The sequence below is a fragment of the Bradyrhizobium sp. LA6.8 genome (genome assembly GCF_040547935.1).
Taxonomy (GTDB): Bacteria; Pseudomonadota; Alphaproteobacteria; order Rhizobiales; family Xanthobacteraceae; genus Bradyrhizobium; species Bradyrhizobium barranii.
This window is the reverse complement of record NZ_JBEPQQ010000008.1, coordinates 437,477-461,650: the sequence shown is the minus strand read 5'-3', so window position 1 is coordinate 461,650 and position 24,174 is coordinate 437,477. Positions and strand designations below refer to the sequence as shown.

General features: G+C 64.8%; 21 protein-coding genes. 15 read left to right on the top strand and 6 right to left on the bottom strand.

Features of this window, described 5'->3' with window-relative positions:
* The first annotated feature begins 30 nt into the window (after positions 1-30).
* From ABIA90_RS33900 to ABIA90_RS33850, 11 genes are all read left to right on the top strand, one after another.
* On the top strand, positions 31-279 hold the full coding sequence (locus tag ABIA90_RS33900) for a hypothetical protein (protein ID WP_063985728.1): 249 nt from the start codon (positions 31-33) through the stop codon (positions 277-279).
* Positions 280-281: 2 nt separating this feature from the next.
* Entirely contained in the window at positions 282-1,034 is a 753-nt protein-coding gene (locus ABIA90_RS33895) for a metal ABC transporter ATP-binding protein (RefSeq protein WP_354120747.1), read from the top strand.
* 6 nt (positions 1,035-1,040) lie between these two features.
* Positions 1,041-1,910, top strand: coding sequence for a metal ABC transporter permease (locus ABIA90_RS33890; protein ID WP_354120748.1), 870 nt, complete (start codon positions 1,041-1,043; stop codon positions 1,908-1,910).
* Positions 1,911-1,912: 2 nt separating this feature from the next.
* Entirely contained in the window at positions 1,913-2,776 is an 864-nt protein-coding gene (locus tag ABIA90_RS33885) for a metal ABC transporter solute-binding protein, Zn/Mn family (RefSeq protein WP_354120749.1), read from the top strand.
* 54 nt (positions 2,777-2,830) lie between these two features.
* On the top strand, positions 2,831-3,868 hold the full coding sequence (locus ABIA90_RS33880) for a CobW family GTP-binding protein (protein WP_247315797.1): 1,038 nt from the start codon (positions 2,831-2,833) through the stop codon (positions 3,866-3,868).
* A complete protein-coding gene (locus ABIA90_RS33875) occupies positions 3,868-4,887 on the top strand; it encodes a WD40 repeat domain-containing protein (protein WP_354120943.1) in 1,020 nt (339 codons plus the stop codon). Before ABIA90_RS33880 ends, ABIA90_RS33875 begins: the two co-directional genes overlap by 1 nt.
* Positions 4,888-5,098: 211 nt before the next feature.
* The gene (locus tag ABIA90_RS33870) at positions 5,099-8,641 is read left to right on the top strand and encodes an FG-GAP-like repeat-containing protein (RefSeq protein WP_354120750.1); all 3,543 of its coding nucleotides are present in this window, start codon (positions 5,099-5,101) and stop codon (positions 8,639-8,641) included.
* 321 nt (positions 8,642-8,962) lie between these two features.
* Positions 8,963-12,112, top strand: coding sequence for a beta strand repeat-containing protein (locus ABIA90_RS33865; protein WP_354120751.1), 3,150 nt, complete (start codon positions 8,963-8,965; stop codon positions 12,110-12,112).
* Positions 12,113-12,220: 108 nt separating this feature from the next.
* A complete protein-coding gene (locus tag ABIA90_RS33860; RefSeq protein ID WP_063985720.1) occupies positions 12,221-12,937 on the top strand; it encodes an MgtC/SapB family protein in 717 nt (238 codons plus the stop codon).
* Positions 12,938-13,038: 101 nt separating this feature from the next.
* A complete protein-coding gene (locus ABIA90_RS33855; RefSeq protein WP_354120752.1) occupies positions 13,039-13,371 on the top strand; it encodes a hypothetical protein in 333 nt (110 codons plus the stop codon).
* Between the two features lie 94 nt (positions 13,372-13,465).
* Positions 13,466-14,206, top strand: coding sequence for an acetoacetate decarboxylase (locus ABIA90_RS33850; protein WP_354120753.1), 741 nt, complete (start codon positions 13,466-13,468; stop codon positions 14,204-14,206).
* A 63-nt stretch (positions 14,207-14,269) separates the two neighbouring features.
* Here ABIA90_RS33850 and ABIA90_RS33845 read toward each other — a convergent pair whose 3' ends face one another.
* The 5 genes from ABIA90_RS33845 to ABIA90_RS33825 all read right to left on the bottom strand — a co-directional run bounded on the left by ABIA90_RS33845 (position 14,270) and on the right by ABIA90_RS33825 (position 19,090).
* Entirely contained in the window at positions 14,270-15,712 is a 1,443-nt protein-coding gene (locus tag ABIA90_RS33845) for a homospermidine synthase (RefSeq protein ID WP_354120754.1), read from the bottom strand.
* A gap of 48 nt (positions 15,713-15,760) precedes the next feature.
* Positions 15,761-16,150: a RidA family protein gene (locus ABIA90_RS33840; protein ID WP_354120755.1), complete on the bottom strand. Its 390-nt coding sequence runs from the start codon at positions 16,148-16,150 to the stop codon at positions 15,761-15,763.
* A gap of 135 nt (positions 16,151-16,285) precedes the next feature.
* Positions 16,286-16,873, bottom strand: coding sequence for a GNAT family N-acetyltransferase (locus tag ABIA90_RS33835; RefSeq protein ID WP_354120756.1), 588 nt, complete (start codon positions 16,871-16,873; stop codon positions 16,286-16,288).
* 145 nt (positions 16,874-17,018) lie between these two features.
* Complete coding sequence (locus ABIA90_RS33830; RefSeq protein WP_063985715.1) at positions 17,019-18,161, bottom strand: type III PLP-dependent enzyme; 1,143 nt, start codon at positions 18,159-18,161, stop codon at positions 17,019-17,021.
* A 674-nt stretch (positions 18,162-18,835) separates the two neighbouring features.
* Positions 18,836-19,090, bottom strand: coding sequence for a hypothetical protein (locus ABIA90_RS33825; RefSeq protein ID WP_041954176.1), 255 nt, complete (start codon positions 19,088-19,090; stop codon positions 18,836-18,838).
* Positions 19,091-19,227: 137 nt separating this feature from the next.
* On the opposite strand from ABIA90_RS33825, the gene ABIA90_RS33820 reads away from it, so the two are divergent.
* The 4 genes from ABIA90_RS33820 (at position 19,228) to ABIA90_RS33805 (ending at position 23,743) form a co-directional block, all read left to right on the top strand.
* The gene (locus tag ABIA90_RS33820) at positions 19,228-21,309 is read left to right on the top strand and encodes a M3 family metallopeptidase (protein WP_354120757.1); all 2,082 of its coding nucleotides are present in this window, start codon (positions 19,228-19,230) and stop codon (positions 21,307-21,309) included.
* On the top strand, positions 21,309-21,947 hold the full coding sequence (locus ABIA90_RS33815) for a DUF1007 family protein (RefSeq protein WP_354120758.1): 639 nt from the start codon (positions 21,309-21,311) through the stop codon (positions 21,945-21,947). Before ABIA90_RS33820 ends, ABIA90_RS33815 begins: the two co-directional genes overlap by 1 nt.
* The gene (locus ABIA90_RS33810) at positions 21,938-23,083 is read left to right on the top strand and encodes a nickel/cobalt transporter (protein ID WP_354120759.1); all 1,146 of its coding nucleotides are present in this window, start codon (positions 21,938-21,940) and stop codon (positions 23,081-23,083) included. Before ABIA90_RS33815 ends, ABIA90_RS33810 begins: the two co-directional genes overlap by 10 nt.
* Before the next feature lie 222 nt (positions 23,084-23,305).
* On the top strand, positions 23,306-23,743 hold the full coding sequence (locus tag ABIA90_RS33805) for an acyl-CoA thioesterase (RefSeq protein WP_354120760.1): 438 nt from the start codon (positions 23,306-23,308) through the stop codon (positions 23,741-23,743).
* A gap of 7 nt (positions 23,744-23,750) precedes the next feature.
* Here ABIA90_RS33805 and ABIA90_RS33800 read toward each other — a convergent pair whose 3' ends face one another.
* A complete protein-coding gene (locus ABIA90_RS33800) occupies positions 23,751-24,149 on the bottom strand; it encodes an MAPEG family protein (RefSeq protein ID WP_063985710.1) in 399 nt (132 codons plus the stop codon).
* Positions 24,150-24,174: the final 25 nt, after the last annotated feature.

The window sequence follows — 24,174 nt, the reverse complement described above, 5'->3', positions numbered from 1 at the left end:
GGGGTAATGTTATAATATAACGTCGTCGGCATGGTTCCCGCCGCGTCCCACGCTCATCACCACGACCACGTTCATGGCCAGTCCCATGACCATTCTCATGGCGACGGGCATTCGCATGGGCACGACCATACCCACGCCCATGTCCATGATGCGGCCTCGCCGCATCCGGCCCAGGACGCGCCCTGGTCGATCCTGCGCATGACCATGGCCGGCCGCCTCGCGGCCGCGCTTGCCGTCTGCGCCGTGCTCTGGGGCGTGGTCTTCCTGGCGATGAGGTGACCATGGCGGCCGTGCACTTCCATAATGTCACGCTCGGCTACGACCGGCATCCGGCCGTGCATCATCTCAATGGCGAGGTCGCGCGAGGCGCGCTGGTCGCCGTGATCGGCCCCAACGGCGCCGGCAAGTCGACGCTGTTGCGCGGCATCGTCGGCATCCTCCGGCCGCTCGACGGCAGCATCCATCTCGGCGGGCTCGATAGCCGCGATATCGCCTATCTGCCGCAGAGCGCGGAGATCGACCGCAGCTTCCCGATCTCGGTGTTCGACTTCGTCGGCACCGGGCTGTGGCGCGACGCGGGCCTGTTCGGGGGCATCGGCAAGGCTGCGCGGGAGAAGATCCTGCGCGCGATCGCCTCCGTCGGCCTCAACGGCTTCGAGAACCGCCCCATCGGCACGCTCTCGGGCGGGCAGATGCAGCGCATCTTGTTCGCGCGCGTGCTGCTCCAGGACGCGCGCCTGATCGTGCTCGACGAGCCCTTCAACGCCATCGACAGCAAGACCACGGCCGATCTGCTCGCGCTGGTAAAGCACTGGCACGGCGAAGGCCGCACCGTGCTCGCCGCGTTGCACGACATGGAAATGGTGCGCAACCATTTCACCGAAACGCTGGTGCTGGCGCGCGGTCCCGTGGCCTGGGGGCCGACGGCGGAGGTGCTGACGCCGGAAAACCTGCTGGTCGCGATGCGGATGTGCGAGGCTTTTGACGATAGTGCCACGGCTTGCGCCGAGGACGGACACTCGCGGGCGGCGTGATCGCAGATGATCTATGACGCGCTGATCGGCCCGTTCACCGAATTCGAGTTCATGCGGCGCGCGCTTGCCGCCGTGAGCGCGCTGTCGCTGGCGGGGGCACCGATCGGCGTGTTCCTGATGCTGCGGCGGATGAGCCTCGTCGGCGATGCCATGGCGCATGCGATCCTCCCTGGCGCGGCGGTCGGCTTCCTGCTCTCCGGCCTCAATCTGTTCGCGATGACGGCCGGCGGCCTGGTTGCAGGCTTTGCCGTCGCAATCCTCGCCGGCGTGGTCGCGCGCTCGACCGGGCTCAAGGAGGACGCTTCGCTTGCGACCTTCTATCTGGCGTCGCTGGCGCTGGGTGTGACCATCGTCTCGATCAAGGGCACCAATATCGACCTCTTGCACGTGCTGTTCGGCAACATCCTCGCGATGGACGACCAGACCCTGCTGGTGGTGGCCTTCAACGCCACGGTGACGCTGCTGGTGCTCGCGGTGATCTATCGCCCGCTGGTGATCGAGAGCGTCGATCCCCTGTTCCTGCGCACCGTCAGCCGTGCCGGCGGCCCCGCGCATCTCGCCTTCCTCGCGCTCGTCGTGATCAACCTCGTCAACGGCTTTCAGGCGCTCGGCACCTTGCTGGCGGTGGGCCTGATGATCCTGCCGGCCGGCATTGCCCGGTTCTGGTCGCGCGATCTCACTGTCATGATCTGCATCGCCGTCGTCGCTGCCGCCGTCTCAGGCTATGCGGGCCTCGTGCTATCGTTTCAGACCCGCGTGCCGTCGGGTCCTGCGATCATTCTGGTGGCGACGGTGCTTTACATCGTCTCGGTCCTGTTCGGCCGCGTCGGTGGTATCGTCCGGCAGATGTTTCCCGGCCGGCATCTGGAAGCGTGACGATGCGGCGCCTCCTGCTTTGTATGCTCCTGCTGATCGCCACGCCGCTGCACGCGGCTGAGCGGCTCAATGTCGTCGCGAGCTTCTCGATCCTCGGCGATTTCGTCCGGAACGTTGGCGGCGATCGGGTCGACGTCACGACGCTGGTCGGCCCCGACAGCGACGTCCACGTCTACACGCCCGCGCCAAGCGATGCGAAGCGGATTGCGGATGCAAAGCTCGTCATCGTCAACGGGCTCGGCCTCGAAGGCTGGCTGCCCCGTCTGGTGCAGTCCGCCGGAAGCAAGGCGCAGGTGGTCACCGTGAGTGCCGGCATCGTACCGCTGAAGCTCGGCTCGGCCGCGGATCCGCATGCCTGGCAGTCCGTCCCCAACGCCAGGATCTACGTGAGCGACATCGCCAATGCGCTGGCCGCGGCCGACCCTGACGACGCCGAGTTCTTCCGCGCCCGGGCAAAGGCCTATCTGGACAAGCTCGAAGCGCTCGACCGCGAGGTGCGGGAGGCCGTGGCGAAAATCCCGCCGGAGCGGCGCAAGGTGATCTCCACCCACGACGCCTTCGGCTATTTCGCCGCCGAATACGGTGTCCAGTTCGTGGCCCCCTTGGGGGTCTCCACGGAGACCGAGCCCAGCGCGCGGGACATCGCCGCCATCATCGGCCAGATCAAGGCCCAAAAGATCCCGGCCGTGTTCCTGGAAAACATCAGCGATGACCGCCTGATCCGGCGGATCGCGGCCGAGACCGGGGCCAAGGTCGGCGGGACCCTGATTTCGGACGGTTTGACCGGCGAAAAGGGGCTTGCACCCACTTACATTGATATGGTCAGGCACAATATAAAGGCCCTGACCAGCGCGCTTGACCACTAGGGCAGGGGGCCACCCCGCCTCGCGTCGCGCGGAAAAGCCCGACCCGGAGTTGTCATGTCTGAAGCGTCCCAAAAAATTCCCGTGACCGTGCTGACCGGCTATCTCGGCGCCGGCAAGACCACGCTGCTGAACCGCATCCTGTCGGAAAACCACGGCAAGAAATACGCCGTCATCGTCAATGAATTCGGCGAGATCGGCATCGACAATGACCTCATCATCGGCGCCGATGAGGAAGTGTTCGAGATGAACAACGGCTGCATCTGCTGCACCGTGCGCGGCGACCTCGTGCGCATCATGGACGGCCTGATGAAGCGCAAGGGCAAGTTCGACGCCATCATCGTCGAGACTACCGGCCTTGCCGATCCCGCGCCCGTGGCCCAGACCTTCTTCGTCGACGAAGACGTGCAGAAGAACGCGCGGCTCGACGCGGTCGTCACGGTCGCCGACGCCAAATGGCTGTCGGACCGGCTCAAGGACGCGCCCGAGGCCAAGAACCAGATCGCGTTCGCCGACGTCATCGTGCTGAACAAGACCGATCTCGTCACCAAGCCGGAGCTTGCCGAGGTCGAGGCCCGCATCCGCGCCATCAACCCCTATGCCAAGTTGCATCGCACCGAGCGCTGCTCGGTCGCCCTGGCGGACGTGCTCGACCGCGGCGCCTTCGACCTCGACCGCATCCTCGACATCGAGCCGGACTTTTTAAATGCCGATGATCATGACCACGACCATGATCATCACGGCCACGACCATCACCACCATGATCACGGCCACGGCCTGAAGCACTATCACGACGAGGACATGCAGTCGCTCTCGCTCAAGACCGACAAGCCGCTTGATCCGAACATGTTCATGCCCTGGCTCCAGAACCTGGTGCAGGTGGAGGGCGGCAAGATCCTGCGCTCCAAGGGCATCCTCGCCTTCCACGACGATGATGACCGCTATGTCTTCCAGGGCGTCCACATGATGCTGGAGGGAAACCACCAGCGGAAGTGGAAGGACGGCGAGCCGCGCGAGAGCCGCCTCGTCTTCATCGGTCGCGAATTGCCGGAAAAGGCCATTCGCGAGGGCTTTGAGAGCTGCATCGTCTCGTGATGAAAGAGTTTACGCCGGCCCCCGATTCCGCCTCGATCGTCTCCGTCACCGATCGCGTCAAGCCTGTTACGCTCGGGATGGGCGTGACCTCGGTGTATTTCCTTGGGCCCCGCGCCGCCTTCGTCGGCGGCGAGGAGAATGTCGCGTTCGTCGACGCCAAGGGCGAGATCACGACGGTCGCCGCGCATAGCGGCGGCATTCTGTCGACCGCCTCCGATGGCAAGCGCCTCATCATGGGCGGCGACGACGGCAAGGTCGTGTCGCTCGACGCCAAGGGCGAGGTGACGCTGCTCGCCACCGACCCCAAGCGGCGCTGGATCGACGCGGTGGCGCTGCATCCCGACGGGGCCTATGCCTGGTCGGCCGGCAAGACGGCCACCGTCAAGAGCGGCAAGACCGAGGAGAAGTCGCTCGAGGTGCCCTCGACCGTCGGCGGTCTCGCGTTCGCGCCGAAGGGCCTGCGGCTCGCGATCGCCCATTACAACGGCGCGACGCTGTGGTTTCCAAACATGGAAGGCTCAGCCGAATTCCTGCCCTGGGCCGGCTCGCATCTCGGCGTCACCTTCAGCCCCGACAACAAATTCCTGGTCACCACGATGCACGAGGCGGCGCTGCACGGCTGGCGGCTTGCCGACAACAGGCACATGCGCATGACCGGCTATCCCGGTCGCGTCCGCTCGATGTCATGGAGCGCGGGCGGCAAAGGGTTGGCGACTTCGGGTGCCGACACAGTCATCATCTGGCCGTTCGGCAGCAAGGACGGCCCGATGGGCAAGGAGCCCGCGATGCTCGCGCCGCTGCAGGCGCGCGTGTCGGTGGTCGCCTGCCATCCGAAGAACGACATCCTCGCCGCCGGTTACAGCGACGGCACCGTGCTGATGGTACGGCTCGAGGACGGCGCCGAGATCCTCGTTCGCCGCAATGGCACGCCTCCGGTCGCCGCGATTGCCTGGAACGCCAAGGGCACGCTGCTGGCCTTCGCCGACGAAAATGGGGACGGCGGTCTACTGGAGCTATGAGGCCGACTATCCACAGCCTCTCCCTGTTATGTTATTTTTGTTATCGTGTAACATAACCGACAAGCAGCCTCTGTAGGGTCGCAGATGTAGAGAGCACGGCGTGCAATTTCGAATTGCTGCCGCGCGATCGAATGTGCCTGGCGCCGGTTTGTCCGGGGCCAGTGTGCATTTCGAATCCTCGCATCAACACGCGCCACCGCAGGGAATTCAGATGCCCGTCATCCCCGATCTTCCGACCATCACCAGCATCACAGCGACCGATCCGACCCAGACCGACGCCGGAACGGTGCACTACACCGTCACGTTCTCGAAGCTTGTTCTTGGCGTCACGATTGATCAGTTCAGCCTTGCAACGAGTGGCAGCATCGGCGGCGCGGGCATCACCGACGTGACACCGGTCGCCGGCAGCAATCTTTCGAGCTATACGGTCACGGTGAATACCGGATTCGGCTCCGGCTCGGTGGCGCTCCAGTTCACGGGAAGCAACGTCCACGATACCAATGGTTACTATGTCGGACCGTACCAATCCGAATCGAAGCTGACCGTAAACAGCCCGACGTCCTTCGCGATCGGCGACGTCAACGGAGACGGGAAGCTGGACGTCGTGATGGGGACAAACTTTTTCGTCAACCCGAGCTACGTCAGCGTGGCGCTGAACGACGGCACCGGTCACTTCTCCTCAGCCTCGAACACCTCGAGCCCAGGCCTATTGCCCTTGCTGGCGCTTGCCGATCTGAATGGCGACGGCAAGCTGGACATCGCACAGGTCACCCTCGACGGTACCGTGACTGTTCGTCTCGGCAACGGTAACGGCACGTTCGGGGCCAACACGAGCTATTCCGCCGGCAGCGGCGTCTATCAAACACCTAAAGTGATCGACGTGACCGGCGATGGCGTGCTCGACATCGTCGTCGGCAGCACGGTCCTGCCAGGAAATGGCAACGGTACGTTTGGGACTGCCATCACCACGAATCTCGGCGTCGGCTCCATCGCCTATGGCGACTTCAATAGAGACGGCAAGCTCGACCTCGTGACGAGGAATTCGACCAATCTGGCAATAGCGCTGAGCTTCGGCAATGGTGACGGCACGTTCCAGGCTCCGTCGTCCCCGGTCGGGACGGCGACATCTGTCCTCACCGGCGATTTCAACGGTGACGGCAAGCTCGACATGGCGGCCGTCAGCAGCGCCACAATCTCGATCCTGCTCGGCAACGGCGACGGCACTTTCACCTCGTCCGGGACGACTCTTCAGGCGGCGGGTACGATCGGATCCGGCGCGGTCGCCGACATCAACGGCGATGGCGTGGCTGATCTCGTGGTCGTCGGAACCAACAACACGCTCTCGACCTTCTTCGGTCACGGCGACGGCACGTTCGGGCAAGTGAGGATCTCGCCGCTCGACAAGACCGCCGGGCAGATCGGCGCCGGTGACCTGAACGGCGACGGCAAGGCCGACGTTCTGGTCGGATATCAATTCGGCACCAATCCTTTCACTCAAAGTTCGGGCACCGATATCCTGCTGACCGGTTCATCCAGCGAGACGGGACCGGCGTACACGATCGTACGGACGTCGCCGGCTCTGACCATCACCGACGGGGACGTCACCCTCGGCGCCGACGGCAACAATTACATCAACGCGGCGCATTTCCATGGTGGGGCGACGACGTTGGCCGGCACCGGCAATGCCGGCGACACCATCTCGGTCACCGACGCCATGACTCACGCAGTCGTCGGCACGGCCACGGTCGGCCAGAACGGCACGTGGAGCCTCGGCGTGTCCGGCCTGCAGGACGGCACCACTTACAGCTATGTCGCGGCTGCGACCGACTCCCACGGCAACAGCAGCGTCGGCCCGGCGTTCACCTTCACGGTCGATGCGACCGCATCGCTCGGGATCACGGGCATCAATTTGTCGGCCGACTCGTCGGTGTCAAACCCGAAGGTCACCCTGCAGGGGACGACCGACGTGCCGGCGCAGGTGACCGTCTCGATCGGAGGGACCGACGTGATCGTCTCCAGCGCGACCGGATCGTGGCAGTTCAATAGCCAGGTCGTGCCATACGGATTGACGACGATCGTGGCTAGATTCTCGGATGCCGCAGGCAATGTCGGCGCCTCGCCGACTTATACGCTCATCAGGGGCAACTATACGCTTGTCTCCAGCACGCAGCTCGCCAACGCGGTGGTTGTCGACAGTTTCTTCACCGTGGATTCCAACGCCGCGGAGACCGGCGCGATCGTTCTCTCTGGCGCGGGCGAAATCGTCCGCGGGACCTCGACCGGGGCAACGATATACAATGGTGGGAGCCAAGGGCTCGAATACGGCACGGCGACCGGGACCCTGGTGCAGGCTGGCGCCACTCAGCTCGTGAGCTTCCAGGGGACCGCCAAGGACACGGTGCTTTATGGCACGCAAACGGTCGGCAACACGGCGATCCACACCACGATCAAGTCGGGCGGACTCCAGAACATCTACGTTAACGGCAGCACCTACGGCACCGTCATCGAGGCTCTTGGCACCCAAAGCACGGCCGGCGCCGACCACGATGCGACTGTCTTCGGTACGCAATATGTGACGGGCAGCAGCGCGAATGCTATGATCGGCTCGGGTGGCAATCAATACGATTACGGCACAGCGACCGGCGCAATGGTCCAGAGCGGCGGCTCCCAACACGTCTATCAGGGCGGCAGTGCCAGCGGCACCACCGTTGCTGCGGGCGGCTATCAGGACGTCTACCAGGGGACGGCCACCAACACCGTGCTCGCCGGCAATCAGCAGGTGCTTGCCGGTGGCCAGGCTGCCAGCACCGTCATCAATGCCGGTGGCCGGCAATATGTTGGCTCCGGTGGCGCGACCACCAATACGACCATCGCGATCGGCGGCTTCCAGTATGTCGACGCCGGCGCCACCGACAGCGGTGCGACCATCGCTGGTGGCCGGCAGTACATCGTCGGGTCAACGACGAGCGCGACCGTTGGCGCAGGCGGCGTTCAGTACGACTACGGGACGTCTATCGCGGTTCTTGTCGAGAGCGGCGGCATCCAGCATGTCTATCAGGGCGGCAGTGCGGATGGCACGACCGTTGCGGCGGGCGGCTATCAGGACGTTTCCCAGGGGACAGTCACCAACACCGTGCTCGACGGTGAGCAGCAGGTGCTCACGGACGGCCATGCCACCGGCACCACCATCAATGCCGGCGGGCGGCAATATGTCGGTTCGGGCGGCGCAACCACCGCCACGACCATCGAGACCGGCGGCTTCCAGTATGTGGACTCCGGCGCCACCGACGGCAGTGCCACGATCAGCGGCGGCTACCAGTTCGTGGCGGGCACGGCGACCGGCGCCACCGTCAGCGGCGGCGGCGAGCAGGAAGTCGGCGCAACCGGCATCGCTGCGAATTCGCATCTCGACGGCGGTAGCGAGCATGTCTACGCCGGGGGCCTGCTCCAGAACGTCGATTTCGGCGGCTCGAACGGCGCAACGCTGGTGCTCGACGCGCCGACGGGCCTGTCTGGCGCGATCGCCAATTTCGGCGCTGACGACACCATCGACTTCCGCAACACGGTGGTCAGTAGTGTCGATGTCGACAGCGCGAACAATCTGACGGTCACGACCGACGGCGGCCAGAGCTACTCCTGGGCGCTGCTGGCGCAGTACGCAGCTTCGTCCTTCGTGCTCGCGGCCGACGGCAACGGCGGAACGATGCTGAGCTATGTGCCGCCACAGCAGACCTTGCTCGCGGCCGCTCACTAAGGCAGGCAAAACCAAGACGGACGGGCATTGGCTTCCATAGCGCCGATGCCCGTTCAAATTGACCGCGGCGCAACTCTCGCATGGATCGTCTGTCGATCTTGCGAGGGACCGGTTTCTGCGAGGCACAGGCTCCCTGCGTTATGTTGTTTATCGTTAATATGTAACATAACCGACAAGCAGTCCCTGTAGGGTCGCAGATGTAGAGAGCGCGGCATGCAATTTCGAATTGCTGCCGCGCGATCAGTTGCGCTTGGCGTCGGCCTGTCCGGAGCCGGCGTGCAATTCGAATCCTCGCATCAAGCGCCACGCCAGGGAATCCCCATGCCACTCATCCCCGTTCTTCCGACGCTCGTCAGCATCACAGGCACCGATCCGTCGTCGACCGACGCGTCCGTCGTGCACTACACCGTCACCTTTTCGAAGCCGGTGTCCGGCGTCACGGTCGATCAGTTCACCCTCGCCACGACGGGGAGCATCAATGGTGCCGGCATCACGGACATCACGCCGGTGGCTGGCAGCAACGGCGCGAGCTACACGGTCACGGTCAACACCGGCTCGGGCAGCGGTTCGCTGGGGCTGCAACTGACCGGCACCAATGTGCACGATTCCAGCGGCTATTATGTCGGGCCGTTCCAGTCCGAAACGCAGATGAGCGGTCCGCGCTTCAGCATCATCAACACGGCGGCGGTCGGCGACGTCAACGGCGATGGCAAGCAGGATATGGTGTACATCCGAACCGTCAGCGCTTCCGCATACTTTCTTGATGTCAGGACCAATGACGGCACGGGCCAGTTCACGCAAACCTCGCTGACCGGCGCCTCGGAGCTGGAATCGTCGATTCGACTCGGCGACGTCAACGGCGACGGCAAGCTGGACGTCCTGATGGGCAACATCTTCACCGGGACCCTGGACGTCAGGCTGGGCAATGGCGACGGCACGTTCGCGGCGGCGACGAAGTATGCGACGGGTGGCAGCACTGGCGGCAATATCAAAGCGTTTGCCGACTTCAACGGCGACGGCAGGGCCGACGTGATCATGTCGAACAACATCGGCACGTCGCTGCTGCTCGGTAACGGCGATGGTTCTTTCGGATCGCCCATTGCCACGAATGCCTCCAACGCCTTCGCGAGCGGAGATTTCAACGGCGATGGAAAGATCGATCTGCTTGTGCAGGACTCGTCAAGTTCGCCGGTTGCCGTGCGGCTTGGCAACGGGGATGGCACGTTCCAATCCCCGATCACGGCCGGCACCTCATCCAGAACGATCAGCGGCGACTTCAACGGCGACGGCAAGCTTGATCTTGCACTCGGAACCAACAACTCGATTGCGATCCTGCTCGGCAACGGCGACGGCACCTTCGCGTCGCCACAGACCTTCCTGACACCGGCGCCCATCTGGAACTTGGCGGCCGCGGACTTCAATGGCGACGGTAAAACGGACCTCGCCGTGGTCGCTAGCAGCAACAATACGCTTTCGACCTTCTACAGTCGCGGTGACGGCACGTTCGGCCCGGCGGTGACGTTGCCGCTCGCTTCGGGCGCCAACGGAATCACCGTCGGTGACCTCAATGGAGACGGAAAAGCCGACGTGGTGGTGGAGTGGACAACGAGCAACTCCTCGACCGGCGAGGATGTTTTCCTCACCGCGCCGAATTCGACCACCACGCAATATACGATCAGCCGCACGCCTCCGGCCCTGACGATCGTCGATGCGGACGTGACGCCGGGTGCGGACGGCAACAATTACATCAACGCGGCGCACTTCCATGGCGGGATGACGACCCTGTCCGGCTCCGGCAATGCCGGAGACACCGTCACGGTCACGAATGCCGGCGACAATTCCGTCGTTGGCGTCACCACGGTTGGCAGCGACGGCAGCTGGAGCCTCGGCGTGTCCGGCCTCCAGGACGGCTCGACCTACAGCTACGCCGCGACCGCCACGGATAGCCTGGGCAACCATAGCAACCCCGGGCCCGCATTCACCTTTACGGTCGATGCGACCGCCCCCGTCCTCGCGATCACGAGCATCGAAAATTCCGATGCAACGCCCTTTTCGATCACCGTCCGGGGCACGCTCGACCTGGCTGACGCGACCTCCGCGCTCACCTTGTCGTTTGGTCCAACGGATCACGCAGTCACCAGCGCCGCCGACGGCACCTGGCGGCTGGACAATCTGTCTCCGGCAACCGGACTTTCCTATGTGACGGCCCGTCTGCGCGACGCCGCCGGCAATACCGGCGTGTCGCAATCGATCCCTCTCGCCTTTGGCTACACGCTAGCGAGCGGCGCCTCACTTGAGAACGCGATCGTCGCGGCGGCCTCCTCGTCCTTCAACCCGAGCCTTGTTGTCCGCGGCACCTCGGTCGGGGCGACCGTTTTGCGCAACGGAATCGAAGAAGACTACGGCATCTCGACCGGGTCGGTGGTCAAGAACGGCGGCCAGCAGCATGTTTTTGGCACCGGCACGACCGGCGCGATGATCGAAGCCGGCGGCTATCAGGACATCCGCGCCGGTGGGCGTGCGACAGATACCCTGTTGTATGGTTTCGGGCAGGTCTACGCCAACGGCACCTCGGCCCACACCACGATCAAGGCTGGTGGACAGCAGTCCGTTGCCGCCGGCGGCCGCGATGTCAACTCGACGATCGACGGCGGAACGCAATATCTGAGCGGAACGGCGACGGGCACGACGGTGGGCGCCGGCGGCAATCAATACGATTACGGCACGGCGAATGGCGTCCTCGTCGCGAGTGGCGGCTCCCAGCACGTCTATCAGGGCGGTAGCGCCGCCGGAACGACGGTCGCGGCGGGTGGCTACCAGGATGTTTATCAAGGTACCGTCACCGACACCGTGCTCGACGGCAATCAGCAGGTGCTCGGCAATGGCCACGCTGCCGGCACCGTCATCAATGCCGGTGGGCGGCAATATGTCGGCTCCGGTGGGGCGACAACGGGCACGACGATCGCAGCCGGCGGCTTCCAGTACGTGGACGCCGGCGCTACCGACGGCAGCGCGACGATCAATGGCGGCTATCAGTTCGTCGCAGGTGCTGCGACCGCAACGACCGTCAGCGGCGGTGGCGAGCAGGATGTGGGGGCGGGCGGCAACGTCTCGAACGCGCATCTGGATGGCGGCAGCGAGCATGTCTACGCTGGCGGCCTGCTCCAGAACGTCGATTTCGGCGGCTCCGACGGCGCAACGCTGGTGCTGGACACGCCGGCGGGCCTGGCCGGCTCGATCGCCAATTTCGGCGCCGATGACACCATCGACTTCCGCAACACCGTGATCAGCAGCCTCGATGTCGACGGCGCGAACAATCTGACGGTCACGACCGACGGCGGCCAGAGCTACTCATGGGCTCTGCTGGCGCAATACTCGGCCTCGTCCTTCGCGCTCTCGGCGGACGGCAATGGCGGCACAGTGCTGAGCTATACGCCGCCCCAGCAGACGTTGCTCGCGGCCGCCCACTAAAGCGGAGAAAACAAGACGACCGGGCATCGGCTTCCACAGCCGGTGCCCGTTCAAATTGACCTCGTCGGCACTCTCGCATAGATCGTTTGCCAACCCGTGCGAGGGACCATGCGGTTTTTGACGACCTTCCAGATTGCTGACTTCGCGGACACGCTGGTCAGCCTGTTCACGGCCTTCGTGCTGGGCACGCTGATCGGCGCCGAGCGGCAGTACCGCCAGCGCACCGCCGGCCTGCGCACCAACGTGCTGGTCGCGGTCGGCGCCGCCGCTTTCGTCGATCTCGCGATGCATCTGACCGGCGCCGACGGCGCGGTCCGCGTGATCTCCTATGTCGTCTCGGGCATCGGCTTCCTCGGCGCCGGCGTCATCATGAAGCAGGGCATGGACGTCCGCGGGCTCAACACCGCGGCGACGCTGTGGGCTTCGGCCGCGGTCGGCTCCTGCGCCGGCGCCGACATGGTCGCACAGGCGGCCGCGCTGACCGTGTTCGTCATCGCCGGCAACACCATGCTGCGCCCACTGGTCAACGCCATCAACCGCATTCCGCTGAACGAGAAGACCTCGGAGGCGACCTACTATTTCAAGCTCGCCGTCGCGGCCGACGCCCTGCCCGACATGCGCGACCGGCTCGTCGACAAGCTGGAGGCCGCGAAATATCCGGTGGCCGATATCGACGTGGTTGAGACTGGGGATGACCTGATCGAGATTGTCGCAAAGCTGGTCGCGACCGCGGTCGATCCGAACGAGCTGAACGCGGTGGCGACCGATCTCCAGCACCTGCCGGGCGTGCGCCACGCCACCTGGGAGGTTAACACCTCAGACTGAGCGCGGCGTTTTGGCGTGCGAAGGCACGGTTCCCGCCTCGTCCGGCACGGAACCGCAGTCGGGCAAGTTCGTTGATCCCGCGGATAAAGGCGGTGATCGACATGCCCGGCCCAAATGACAAGCGCAGACTGAAACGCGACCTGATGATCGCCTGCTCGCTGTTCGCAGCAGGCGCCGTGGTGTCAGGTCTATCGCTGGCGCAGATCCGGGCCGAGAGCCGGACGCAAACGGCGCAGGCGACGCAACCGCTTCAGGGCACGCCGTCCAACGATCAGGACAAGACGCCCGCGGAAGCCAAGCCCGGCGGCGACCGGCCGACCACGCCGGCCCCCGAGCCCGCGCGCCCCGACCCGCAGACGCAGGGTGCGGCGACCAAGCCGGCACTGCCGGCGGCGCCCGCGGAGAAGATCGCGCCGCCGATCAAGGAGAAGTAGCCCGCCAGCCGGCGTATTGTGACGCGCATTTGATCTCGCCTCGGCAGACGGCCCGTTCCATAATCTGTCGCGCCAACGACAGATGGGGCCTCCCATGAAGATCGAAGACGTCCGCCGCACCGCTTATTCGATGCCGCTCACCAACCCGTCATTCCCGCCGGGGCCATATCGCTTCTTCGACCGCGAATATTTCATCATCACCTACAGGACCGATCCCGAAGCCCTCGCCGCCATCGTGCCCGAGCCGCTTGAGGTGGCCGAGCCGGTGGTGAAATACGAATTCATCCGCATGCCCGACTCGACCGGATTCGGCGACTACACCGAAACCGGGCAGGTGATCCCGGTCCGCTTCAAGGGCGAGGAGGGCGGCTACACCCACGCGATGTATCTGGACGACGAGGCCCCGATCGCCGGCGGCCGCGAGCTGTGGGGCTTTCCGAAGAAGCTCGCAAGGCCCAAGATCGAGATCGAGAGCGACGTCCTGGTCGGCTCGCTGCATTACGGCTCGGTCCTCTGCGCCTCGGCCACGATGGGTTACAAGCACCGCAAGGTCGACCACGACACAGTGCTGAAGTCGCTGGCGGCGCCGAACTTCATCCTGAAGATCATCCCGCATGTCGACGGCAGCCCGCGGATCTGCGAGCTGGTGCGGTTTCATCTCGATGACGTCGTGCTGAAGGAAGCTTGGACCGGCCCTGCCGCGCTCGGCCTGTTTCCCCACGCACTCTGCGACGTCGCCCGCCTGCCGGTGCGCGAGGTGGTCTCCGCGCTGCATTTCAAAGCGGACCTGACGCTCGGGCTCGGCAGCGTGGCGTTCGATTACTTGGCGAAATAGGTCGGCAAAAGGAAATGCCCGGCACAAGGCCGGGCATCGCTATCAACCGGAAGCGCTGAGAGGTCAACGCACCAGGACATTCCGGAACTGCCAGGGATCGCTCGTGTCGATATCTTCCGGGAATAATCCCGGACGATCCGTCAGCGGCGTCCAGTCGGTGTAGAAACCCTTCACCGGGCCGAGATATGGCAGCTGGATTTCCAGCAGACGATCGAAATCCATCTCGTCGGCTTCGACGATGCCTTCGTTCGGGTTTTCCAGCGCCCACACCATGCCGCCGAGCACGGCGGAGGTCACCTGCAGGCCGGTAGCGTTCTGATACGGCGCGAGTTTGCGCGTCTCTTCGATGGAGAGCTGCGAGCCGTACCAATAGGCATTGTTGTCGTGGCCGAACAGCAGCACGCCGAGCTCGTCGATGCCGTCGACGATTTCGTTCTCATCGAGGATGTGGTGCTTTTCCTGCATCTTCGCGGCGCGGCCGAACATTTCGTGCAGCGACAGCACGGCATCGTCGGCCGGATGGTAGGCGTAGTGGCAGGTCGGCCGGTAGACCGCCGTGCCCGATGCGTCGCGCACCGTGAAGTAATCGGAGATCGAGATCGACTCGTTGTGGGTGACGAGGAAGCCGTACTGCGCGCCGCGGGTCGGGCACCAGGTGCGCACGCGCGTGTTGGCGCCGGGCTGCATCAGATAGATGGCCGCGCCGCAGCCGGCTTCGTGGGTGCGCGCATTCCCGGGCATCCATTTTTCATGGGTGCCCCAGCCGAGCTCGGACGGCTGAACGCCTTCCGACAGGAAGCCTTCCACCGACCAGGTGTTGACGAAGACGTCAGGCTCTTTCGGCGACTTGGAGCGCTGGGTGTCGCGTTCGGCGATGTGGATGCCCTTGATGCCGGCCTGCCGCATAAGGTCCGCCCACTCGGCCTTGGTCTTCGGCTTGGGGGCATTGAGCTTCAGATCGGCGGCGACATTGAGCAGCGCCTGCTTAACGAAAAAGGAGACCATGCCGGGATTGGCGCCACAGCAGGAGACGGCCGTCGTCGAGCCGGCGGGGCGCGCCTTCTTGGCGGCCAGCGTTACTTCGCGAAGCGCGTAATTGGAGCGCGCTTCCGGGCCCTTCGAGGAATCGAAATAGAAGCCGAGCCAAGGCTCGTTGACGGTGTCGATATAGAGCGCGCCGAGCTCATTGCAGAGCTCCATGATGTCGGTGGAGCCGGTATCGACCGAGAGATTGACGCAAAAGCCCTGGCCGCCGCCTTCGGTGAGCAGCGGGGTCAGCAACTCGCGGTAATTGTCCCTGGTCACGGCCTTCTGGATGAAGCGGACGTTCTGCTTCTCGCAATGCGCCTTGCGTCCCTCGTCCTTGGGATCGATCACGGTGACGCGCGACTTGTCGTAATCGAGATGCCGCTCGATCATCGGCAGCGTGCCTTTGCCGATGGAGCCGAAGCCGACCATGACGATGGGACCAGTGATCTTCGCGTAGATCTGCGAGGGGTGGCTCATGGGATGGTTTCTCCGGAACGTGCTGGCAGACAAAGGGTGGGGGGTGGATCAGGCGCTGCGGCGCTTGGCGGTGACTTCGATCTCGACCTTCATCTCGGGCTTGGCGAGCGCGCTGACGACAAGCAGTGTCGCAGCCGGCCTGATGTCGCCGAGAACCTCGCCGCAGACGGCGAAGTGGGCATCGATGTAGCTGGCGTCGGTGACGTAGTAGGTCGCACGGACGATATCGGCCATCTCGAATCCGCCCTCCTTCAGGGCGGTCTCGATGGTCTTGAAGCAGTTGCGTGACTGGCTCGTGACATCGGCCGGCATCGTCATCGTCGTGTAGTCATAGCCGGTGGTTCCGGCGACAAAGGCGAACTCGCCGTCGATGACGGCGCGGCTGTAGCCGACGGTCTTCTCGAGGGGAGAGCCGGTGGAGATCAGGCGACGGGACATGGTCGTGGGCCTCGACTGAAGGGGGGGGTTGGCGGGTTAAAGGGCGTTTCTCAGGCCCGCGCAACCCCAAAGGAATGGGCACGCGCGGGCGTCGCCGCGGAATGCGGCTTAAGTCGTCGCCATCATGGCAATCCCTTACGCCGCGTGCGCCTGGAGGGCGCGAACTACCCTCCGTTTGGGCAGGGCCGCGCCGGTCGGCACGATCATCCCCCCAACGCCATCCAGCGCACCGGCCTGGAATTCGATCGCCAGCAGGCGATCGCGCTCGAACGGGCCGGGCAGCATCAATGCGCCGGTCTTCTCGGGCGAGAAGCCGAAGCGGGCGTAATAGGGGGCATCGCCGAGCAGGATCACGGCGGCATGCCCGCGTGCCCGGGCGGCGGCCAGCGCTTGATGCATCAGCGCGGCGCCGATCCCGAGCTCGCGGAAGGCAGGGTCCACCGCCAGCGGTCCGAGGACCAGAGCGGGCCTGCCTCCGGCGCTGACGTGCCACAGCCGCACGGTTCCCACGAGTGTCCCCTCGCGCACAGCCGACAGGGCAAGGCCTGCGGCAGGTGCACGTCCGTCGCGCAGGCGCTGGCAGGTGCGGTCATGGCGGTTCTCGCCAAAGCTTGCATCCAGCAGCGCTTCACGGGCGGCGACGTCGGCAGCACGTTCCGCACGGATCGCGAACGGAGCGGCTTTCGAAGTGAGGGCGGCTTGTGGCTTCCGAAAAGCAGTCATGGCGCGTCAGTCCCCGCTTGAACCCGCGTGCGAGAAGCACGCCGGCTCAAGACGTCGTCAGAATGGCAATGTCAGGAAGGGAGCCGGCGGACCGGCTCCCGGGTTCGTCAGGCCTCAAAACGAGAGGCGGATCAGATGTGGCAAATCAGATGTGGTACGTCTTCAGCGGCGGGATGCCGTTGAACGCCACCGCCGAGTAGGTCGACGTATAGGCCCCGGTGCCTTCGATCAGCAGCTTGTCGCCGATCTCGAGCGTGACGGGGAGCGGATACGGGCTCTTCTCGTACAGCACGTCGGCGCTGTCGCAGGTCGGGCCTGCGAGCACGCACGGCGTCATGTCCGCACCGTCATGCGGGGTGCGGATGGCGTAACGGATCGACTCGTCCATGGTCTCGGCGAGACCGCCGAACTTGCCGATGTCCAAATACACCCAGCGCACCTCGTCCTCGTCGCTCTTCTTCGAGATGAGCACGACTTCGGATTCGATGATGCCGGCATTGCCCACCATGCCGCGACCCGGCTCGATGATGGTCTCCGGAATCTGGTTGCCGAAGTGCTTGCGCAGCGCGCGGAAGATCGAGCGGCCGTAGGTGACCACCGGCGGCACGTCCTTCAGGTACTTGGTCGGGAAGCCGCCGCCCATGTTGACCATGGAGAGGTTGATGCCGCGCTCGGCGCAGTCGCGGAACACCTGCGAGGCCATCGCCAGCGCACGGTCCCACGCCTTCACCTTGCGCTGCTGCGAGCCGACATGGAAGGAGATGCCGCACGGCTCCAGGCCCAGGCGCTTGGCAACGTCGAGCACGTCGACAGCCATTTCCGGGTCGCAGCCGAACTTGCGCGACAGCGGCCATTCGGCGCCGGCGCAGTCATAGAGGATGCGGCAGAACACCTTCGCGCCGGGAGCGGCACGGGCGACCTTCTCGACCTCAGGAACGCAGTCGACCGCGAACAGCCGGATGCCGAGCGCGAAGGCGCGCGCGATGTCGCGCTCCTTCTTGATCGTGTTGCCGAAGGAGATGCGGTCGGGCGTCGCACCCGCGGCCAGCGCCATTTCGATCTCGGCGACTGTCGCGGTGTCGAAGCAGGAGCCCATGGATGCCAGCAGGGACAGCACTTCCGGCGCCGGGTTCGCCTTGACGGCATAGAACACGCGGCTGTCGGGCAGCGCCTTGGCAAAGGTCTGGTAATTGTCGCGCACGACCTCGAGGTCGACGACGAGGCAAGGCTCGGTGTCCCGGCCCTCGCTGCGGCGGTTGCGCAGGAATTCCTGAATACGTTCGGTCATAGCACTCTCCCAAACGGCCCAGCGACGGGGATCCGTTCAAAAAATGTCGTCGGATAAGAGCGCTCCGGCCAGATCACGCGATGGAGGCGTGACGAGCCAAAGACTCACATCAGACTGTGCTGCCGTGGATTGGTTGGGAATTTCCCGCCCGCACACCTGGCAATGAAGGACAAGCCTTTTCAGTAGCCCGCGCCGGCGTTGGACTGCCGGTAGAGACCAAAAAAGCCCGATCCGTCGTTGCTTTAAGTCGCGTCCCCCGTTGAGAGCGGGGTGCGCCGGTTCGCCTCCGGCTGCCAGTCACGGTTGCAAAAAGTGAAGTCACCTTCGACTAGGCATCTCTTTGAGAGAGATGCTGGACGCTCCGGGTTTGCTTCCTCGTCCGACCTTTCGGTCTCGCGACTTCCGCACTTCCGAAGAGCCCCTCGGCTTCTTCACCCCTTGGCGGCTGTCCGGCCTCTTGTCCGGATACCTACCGACTGACACACGACCACAGGCACGTGCGAAATTGGGCAAGAGCGCACATAAGCGTTTTGACTCAGCTTCGCAAGAATTTTTTTAGGCTGAGGACAGAATTGCCTAACATCTGCTTGCGCAGTGTTGCGCGAGCGGCGCGGAAGATGAACGCGCGTTAAGTTTTCTCAGCCGTGCGCGCGTCTTGCGCGCGCGAGGAAGCGTCAGCGGCGCTTCGTGAACGGCTCGACGCGCTGAGCCGCGCGGATGAACGCGGTCATCACGAGCACGCCGAGCGCGAACAGCACAGCCTGGAGGATGTGCGTGCCCTGATCGCCGAGCCCGAATAGGATCGCGAGCGCCCAGCCGCCGGCGAACGCGGCGCCGAATACTTCGGCGCCGATCAGGATGGCCGCGCTGACGACAGTGATGACGCTTGGCCAGACGATCTGACGGGAAGAGGAGGCAGGCGCGTTCATGAGCTCTGGGGTCCGTGGCTTCGAGGGCCGCAATCTCCCCGAAAAGGCGGCCGGGAGCAAGGGCAAATGGCCCAAAAAAGCCCCATCGCGTGCTATAGCTGACCCCAACAATCGAGCCACAAAAACCGGGACTTGCGATGTCAGACCCCCGCCAAACCACGGACCCCGAGACCAACCCGCTGCTGAAGGCCTGGGTGACGCCGTTTGCGACCCCGCCCTTCGACGAGGTCAAGCCCGAGCACTTTCTCCCGGCCTTCGAGCAGGCCTTCGCCGACCACTCCGCCGAGATCGCGGCGATCACCAACGATCCGGCGGCCGCCGACTTCGCCAACACCATCACGGCGCTGGAGCGATCCGGCAAGCTCCTCACCAAGGTCGCGGCGGTCTTCTACGACCTCGTCTCGGCGCATTCCAACCCGGCCATCCTGGAGATCGACAAGGAGGTCTCCTTGCGGATGGCGCGGCACTGGAATCCGATCATGATGAACGCCGTGCTGTTTGGTCGCATCGCCCATCTGCACGAGAACCGCGCCGGTCTTGGTCTTTCGCCCGAGCAGCTCCGGCTGCTGGAGCGCACCTACACCCGCTTCCACCGTTCCGGTGCCGGCCTCTCCGAAGAGGCCAAGGCGCGGATGGCGGAGATCAACGAGAAGCTCGCCCAACTCGGCACCGGCTTCAGCCACCACCTGCTCGGCGACGAGCAGGAGTGGTTCATGGAGTTGGGGGAGGCCGACCGCGAGGGCCTGCCGGAGAGCTTCGTCGCCGCCGCCAAGGCTGCGGCGGAAGAGCGCGGCATGGACGGCAAGGCCATCGTCACGCTGTCGCGCTCCTCGACCGAGCCGTTCCTGAAGAGCTCGGTCCGCCGTGACCTGCGCGAGAAGGTCTACAAGGCCTTCACGGCGCGTGGCGACAACGGCAATGCCAACGACAACAACGGCACCATCGTCGAGATCCTGCAACTGCGCGAGGAGAGCGCCAAGCTTCTGGGCTATCCGACCTTCGCCGCCTACCGGCTCGAGGATTCCATGGCCAAGACGCCGGATGCGGTGCGCGGCCTGCTGGAGCGGGTCTGGAAGCCGGCGCGTGCGCGTGCGCTCTCCGACCGCGACGAGATGCAGGCGCTGATCACGGAAGAGGGCGGCAATTTCAAGCTCGCGCCCTGGGACTGGCGCTTCTATGCCGAAAAACTCCGCCTCCAGCGCGCCAATTTCGACGACGCCGCGATCAAGCCGTATCTCACGCTCGATCACATGATCGCCGCCGCCTTCGACTGCGCCACGCGCCTGTTCGGCATCACCTTCGAGGAGCGCAAGGATGTGCCGGCCTGGCACCCGGATGTCCGGGTCTGGGAGGTGAAGGGCCCTGACGGCAAGCACAAGGCGCTGTTCTACGGCGACTACTACGCCCGGCCGTCGAAGCGCTCCGGCGCCTGGATGACCTCGCTACGCGACCAGCAGAAGCTCGACGGCGAGATCGCGCCGCTCGTCATCAATGTCTGCAACTTCGCCAAGGGCGCCAACGGCGAGCCCTCGCTGCTCTCGCCCGACGATGCCCGTACCCTGTTCCACGAGTTCGGCCACGGCCTGCACGGCATGCTCTCCAATGTGACCTATCCGTCACTCTCGGGCACCGCGGTGTTCACCGACTTCGTCGAGCTGCCCTCCCAGCTCTACGAGCACTGGCAGGAGCGGCCCGAGGTGCTGCAGCAGTTCGCCCGCCACTACCAGACCGGCGAGCCGCTGCCGGACGATCTGCTCCAGCGCTTCCTCGCCGCACGAAAGTTCAACCAGGGCTTTGCCACGGTCGAGTTCGTCTCCTCGGCGCTGGTCGATCTCGAATTCCACACCCAGCCGGCTTCCGCCGCGCAGGATGTCCGCGCCTTCGAGAAGAAGGAGCTGGAGAAGATCGGCATGCCCGAGGAGATCTCGCTGCGCCACCGCCCCACCCAGTTCGGCCACATCTTCTCCGGCGACCATTATGCCTCCGGTTACTACAGCTACATGTGGTCGGAGGTGATGGACGCCGACGCCTTCGGCGCCTTCGAGGAGGCCGGCGACATCTTCGATCCTGCGGTGGCAAAGCGCCTGCACGACGACATCTACTCCTCGGGTGGATCGGTCGATCCCGAGGCCGCCTATGAAGCCTTCCGCGGCCGCCCGCCGGAGCCCGACGCGCTGCTCCGCCGGCGCGGCCTGCTCGATGGCGCAAAGGCAGCCTGATGGGCATGCGTGCCCTGTTCGGCCTGTTGCTCGCCGCTGCGATGACGTTCGCAGCCGGCGCGGCGCGGGCGCATCCGCATGTCTGGATCACCGCGACCAGCGAGCTGCTCTACGCCGCCGACGGCTCGATCACCGGCGTCCGCCACGCCTGGACCTTTGATGACATGTTCTCGGCCTATGCCCTGCAGGGGCTCGAGAGCAAGACCAAGGGCGCCTACACCCGTGAAGAGCTGGGGCCGCTGGCGCAGACCAATGTCGAGTCGCTGAAGGAATACGCCTACTTCACCTTCGCGCGAGGCGACGGCAAGAAGGAGCGTTTTAACGAGCCGGTCGACTACTTCCTCGACTACAAGGATACCGTGCTGACCCTGCACTTCACGCTGCCGCTGAAGAACCCGGTCAAGCCCAAGCAGCTGGTGCTCGAAGTGTTCGACCGCTCCTATTTCATCGACTTCCAGATGGCCAAGGACAATCCGGTCAAGCTGGTCGGCGCGCCCGCCGGCTGCCAGATGAAGCTCGATCGGCCCAGCGACGGCTCCGCCACCGCGCAGAAGCTCAACGAGCAGACCTTCCTGAACGGTGAGAACTCGAATTTCGGCATGATGTTCGCCAACAAGATCACGGTGGATTGCCCTTGATCGGTCGTCTTCGTTCCCCGCTTGTGCGCGGGCTTCTGGCCTGTGCGGCCGTGCTCCTTGTTGTGAGCGTGGCGGACGCCGCGCTTCACGATCTCCTCGCGCAAAATCCGTTCGGCGCACCGCGCGCGGCGCAGACGGCCGAGCCGGAGGCCAGCGGCGTCATCGGCTGGCTGTTGGCAAAGCAGTCGGAATTCTATCGCCAGATGTCGGCGACCATCCGCGCCGCCAAGTCCGACGGCTCGGCGGTGTGGACGCTGCTCTTCATCTCCTTTGCCTATGGCATCTTCCATGCCGCCGGCCCCGGCCACGGCAAGGCGGTGATCGCCTCCTATCTCGTCGCCAACCGCGAGACCGCGCGGCGCGGCATCGCGCTGTCGTTTGCCTCGGCGCTGATGCAGTCGCTGGTGGCGATCCTGATCGTCGGCATCTCGGCCTGGGTGCTGAACGCGACCGCCAAGACCATGTGCAAGGCGGAAGGCGCAATCGAGATCGCGAGCTACGGCCTGATCGCGCTGTTCGGCCTGCGGCTGGTCTGGGTCAAGGGCCGCACGTTCATCCGCGCGCTGCAGGCGGTCCAGCCGGTGCCGGCGATCGCCGGCGTGCCGCATGACCATCATGATCACGGCCATCACCATGATGTCCATGATCATCACGACCACGATCACGGTCATGATCACCATCATCACGACCATGGTCACGCCCACGCCCAGGCCCATCACCACCATGCGCACGACCACGTCCATGACGAGCATTGCGGCCATTCCCACGGTCCGACGCCGAGCGAGCTTGCCGGTCCCGGCGGCTGGAGGCGCGGGTTCGCTGCGATCCTGACCGTCGGCATCCGGCCCTGCTCGGGTGCGATCCTGGTGCTGGTGTTCGCGCTCGCGCAGGGCCTGTTCTGGGCCGGCATCGCCGCGACCTTGCTGATGGGACTCGGCACCGCCATTACGGTCGCGGCCATCGCCGTCGTCGCCGTCTCCGCCAAGGACATCGCCGCCCGCCTCAGCGCCGGGCGCGACGGCGGCGGCGCGCTGTTCATGCGCGGCATCGAATTCGGCGCCGCCGCTCTCGTGCTGCTGTTCGGCGCGGGCCTGTTGTTCGGCTACATCGCCGCCGAGCGGACGACGTGTTTCTGAGCCCCGCTCTCGTGCCCCGGACGCAGCGCAGCGTCCCTTCGACGATGCGCTGCCGAGCCGGGGTCCATCTCTCCCTACGGTAGCGTGTGGCTTTCTGGGTCCGGCTCTGCGGAGCAGGGCAATAGCGCTGCACCGCGTCCGGGACACGAGAGCGGCGGCTTTCCGAACTCTCTCCGGTCGGCTATTCAATCGATCAATCAACAAGAATGGTCGGGGGATTCAATGTCGCGCGAAAACTTCCGGTTCTTTCATCCGTTTCGGGTGCGCTATTCCGAGATCGACGGGCAGGGCGTCGTCTTCAACGCGCATTATCTCACCTATTTCGACACCACCATCACCGAATATTTCCGCGCGCTGGGCTTTGACCAATATGCGGCCGCGCAGGCGAGCGGCATCGATTTCCACGTCGTCAAATCGCTGATCGAATACAAGGCACCTGTCCGCTTCGACTGGGAGCTCGACGTCGGCGCACGCGTCGCGCGGATCGGCAATTCGAGCCTCGTCTTCGAGCTCGCCATCTTCCTGAAGGACGGCACGGATGCACTGGTGACCGGCGAGATCGTGTGGGTCTACACCAACCAGGAAACCCATCGTCCGGTCACGATCCCGGCATCGATGCGGGCGCTGATTGCGACGCGGGAGCGGCATCTGTCGGAGTGAGGCCGCCTCACACGGGCAAGAACCGCTTCAGCGCCGGCATGAAGAAGATCCCGAGATTGATCGCAAAACCGATGCTCCAGAGGATGGAGCGCAGCGTCGGGCGGTTGCCGAGATAGGTCAGCACGTAGGCGATCCGCACGATCAGGAACAGCACGGCGAGCTCGTCGATCAGCCGCTGCGGCGAATCCCGGAATTCGGCAAGCAGCACCGCGAAGGCGAAGAACGGAAAGGTCTCGATGCCGTTCTGGTGGGCACCAAGCGCGCGCTGCGCCAGCGCATCCTCGAAGAAGGCGGGGTCGCGCGGCCGGGAATTGTCGAAGATGCGAAACCGCGTCCATTTGATCGAGACGATCGTCGCCAGATAAAGCAGCAGCGCTCCCAATACGCAGAATTCCGCGAGTGTCATCAGCCCCTCCCCGCTTGGGCGCGAC

Excerpts from the sequence above, each read along its gene's own strand:
- ABIA90_RS33870 (WP_354120750.1), top strand. The coding sequence starts at position 5,099 with ATGCCCGTCATCCCCGATCTTCCGACCATCACCAGCATCACAGCGACC.
- ABIA90_RS33825 (WP_041954176.1), bottom strand. The coding sequence starts at position 19,090 with ATGAACGCGCCTGCCTCCTCTTCCCGTCAGATCGTCTGGCCAAGCGTC.
- ABIA90_RS33875 (WP_354120943.1), top strand. The coding sequence starts at position 3,868 with ATGAAAGAGTTTACGCCGGCCCCCGATTCCGCCTCGATCGTCTCCGTC.
- ABIA90_RS33890 (WP_354120748.1), top strand. The coding sequence starts at position 1,041 with ATGATCTATGACGCGCTGATCGGCCCGTTCACCGAATTCGAGTTCATG.
- ABIA90_RS33800 (WP_063985710.1), bottom strand. The coding sequence starts at position 24,149 with ATGACACTCGCGGAATTCTGCGTATTGGGAGCGCTGCTGCTTTATCTG.
- ABIA90_RS33845 (WP_354120754.1), bottom strand. The coding sequence starts at position 15,712 with ATGAGCCACCCCTCGCAGATCTACGCGAAGATCACTGGTCCCATCGTC.
- ABIA90_RS33805 (WP_354120760.1), top strand. The coding sequence starts at position 23,306 with ATGTCGCGCGAAAACTTCCGGTTCTTTCATCCGTTTCGGGTGCGCTAT.
- ABIA90_RS33830 (WP_063985715.1), bottom strand. The coding sequence starts at position 18,161 with ATGACCGAACGTATTCAGGAATTCCTGCGCAACCGCCGCAGCGAGGGC.
- ABIA90_RS33835 (WP_354120756.1), bottom strand. The coding sequence starts at position 16,873 with ATGACTGCTTTTCGGAAGCCACAAGCCGCCCTCACTTCGAAAGCCGCT.
- ABIA90_RS33855 (WP_354120752.1), top strand. The coding sequence starts at position 13,039 with ATGCCCGGCCCAAATGACAAGCGCAGACTGAAACGCGACCTGATGATC.
- ABIA90_RS33820 (WP_354120757.1), top strand. The coding sequence starts at position 19,228 with ATGTCAGACCCCCGCCAAACCACGGACCCCGAGACCAACCCGCTGCTG.
- ABIA90_RS33815 (WP_354120758.1), top strand. The coding sequence starts at position 21,309 with ATGGGCATGCGTGCCCTGTTCGGCCTGTTGCTCGCCGCTGCGATGACG.
- ABIA90_RS33840 (WP_354120755.1), bottom strand. The coding sequence starts at position 16,150 with ATGTCCCGTCGCCTGATCTCCACCGGCTCTCCCCTCGAGAAGACCGTC.
- ABIA90_RS33900 (WP_063985728.1), top strand. The coding sequence starts at position 31 with ATGGTTCCCGCCGCGTCCCACGCTCATCACCACGACCACGTTCATGGC.
- ABIA90_RS33880 (WP_247315797.1), top strand. The coding sequence starts at position 2,831 with ATGTCTGAAGCGTCCCAAAAAATTCCCGTGACCGTGCTGACCGGCTAT.
- ABIA90_RS33895 (WP_354120747.1), top strand. The coding sequence starts at position 282 with ATGGCGGCCGTGCACTTCCATAATGTCACGCTCGGCTACGACCGGCAT.
- ABIA90_RS33850 (WP_354120753.1), top strand. The coding sequence starts at position 13,466 with ATGAAGATCGAAGACGTCCGCCGCACCGCTTATTCGATGCCGCTCACC.
- ABIA90_RS33885 (WP_354120749.1), top strand. The coding sequence starts at position 1,913 with ATGCGGCGCCTCCTGCTTTGTATGCTCCTGCTGATCGCCACGCCGCTG.
- ABIA90_RS33865 (WP_354120751.1), top strand. The coding sequence starts at position 8,963 with ATGCCACTCATCCCCGTTCTTCCGACGCTCGTCAGCATCACAGGCACC.
- ABIA90_RS33860 (WP_063985720.1), top strand. The coding sequence starts at position 12,221 with ATGCGGTTTTTGACGACCTTCCAGATTGCTGACTTCGCGGACACGCTG.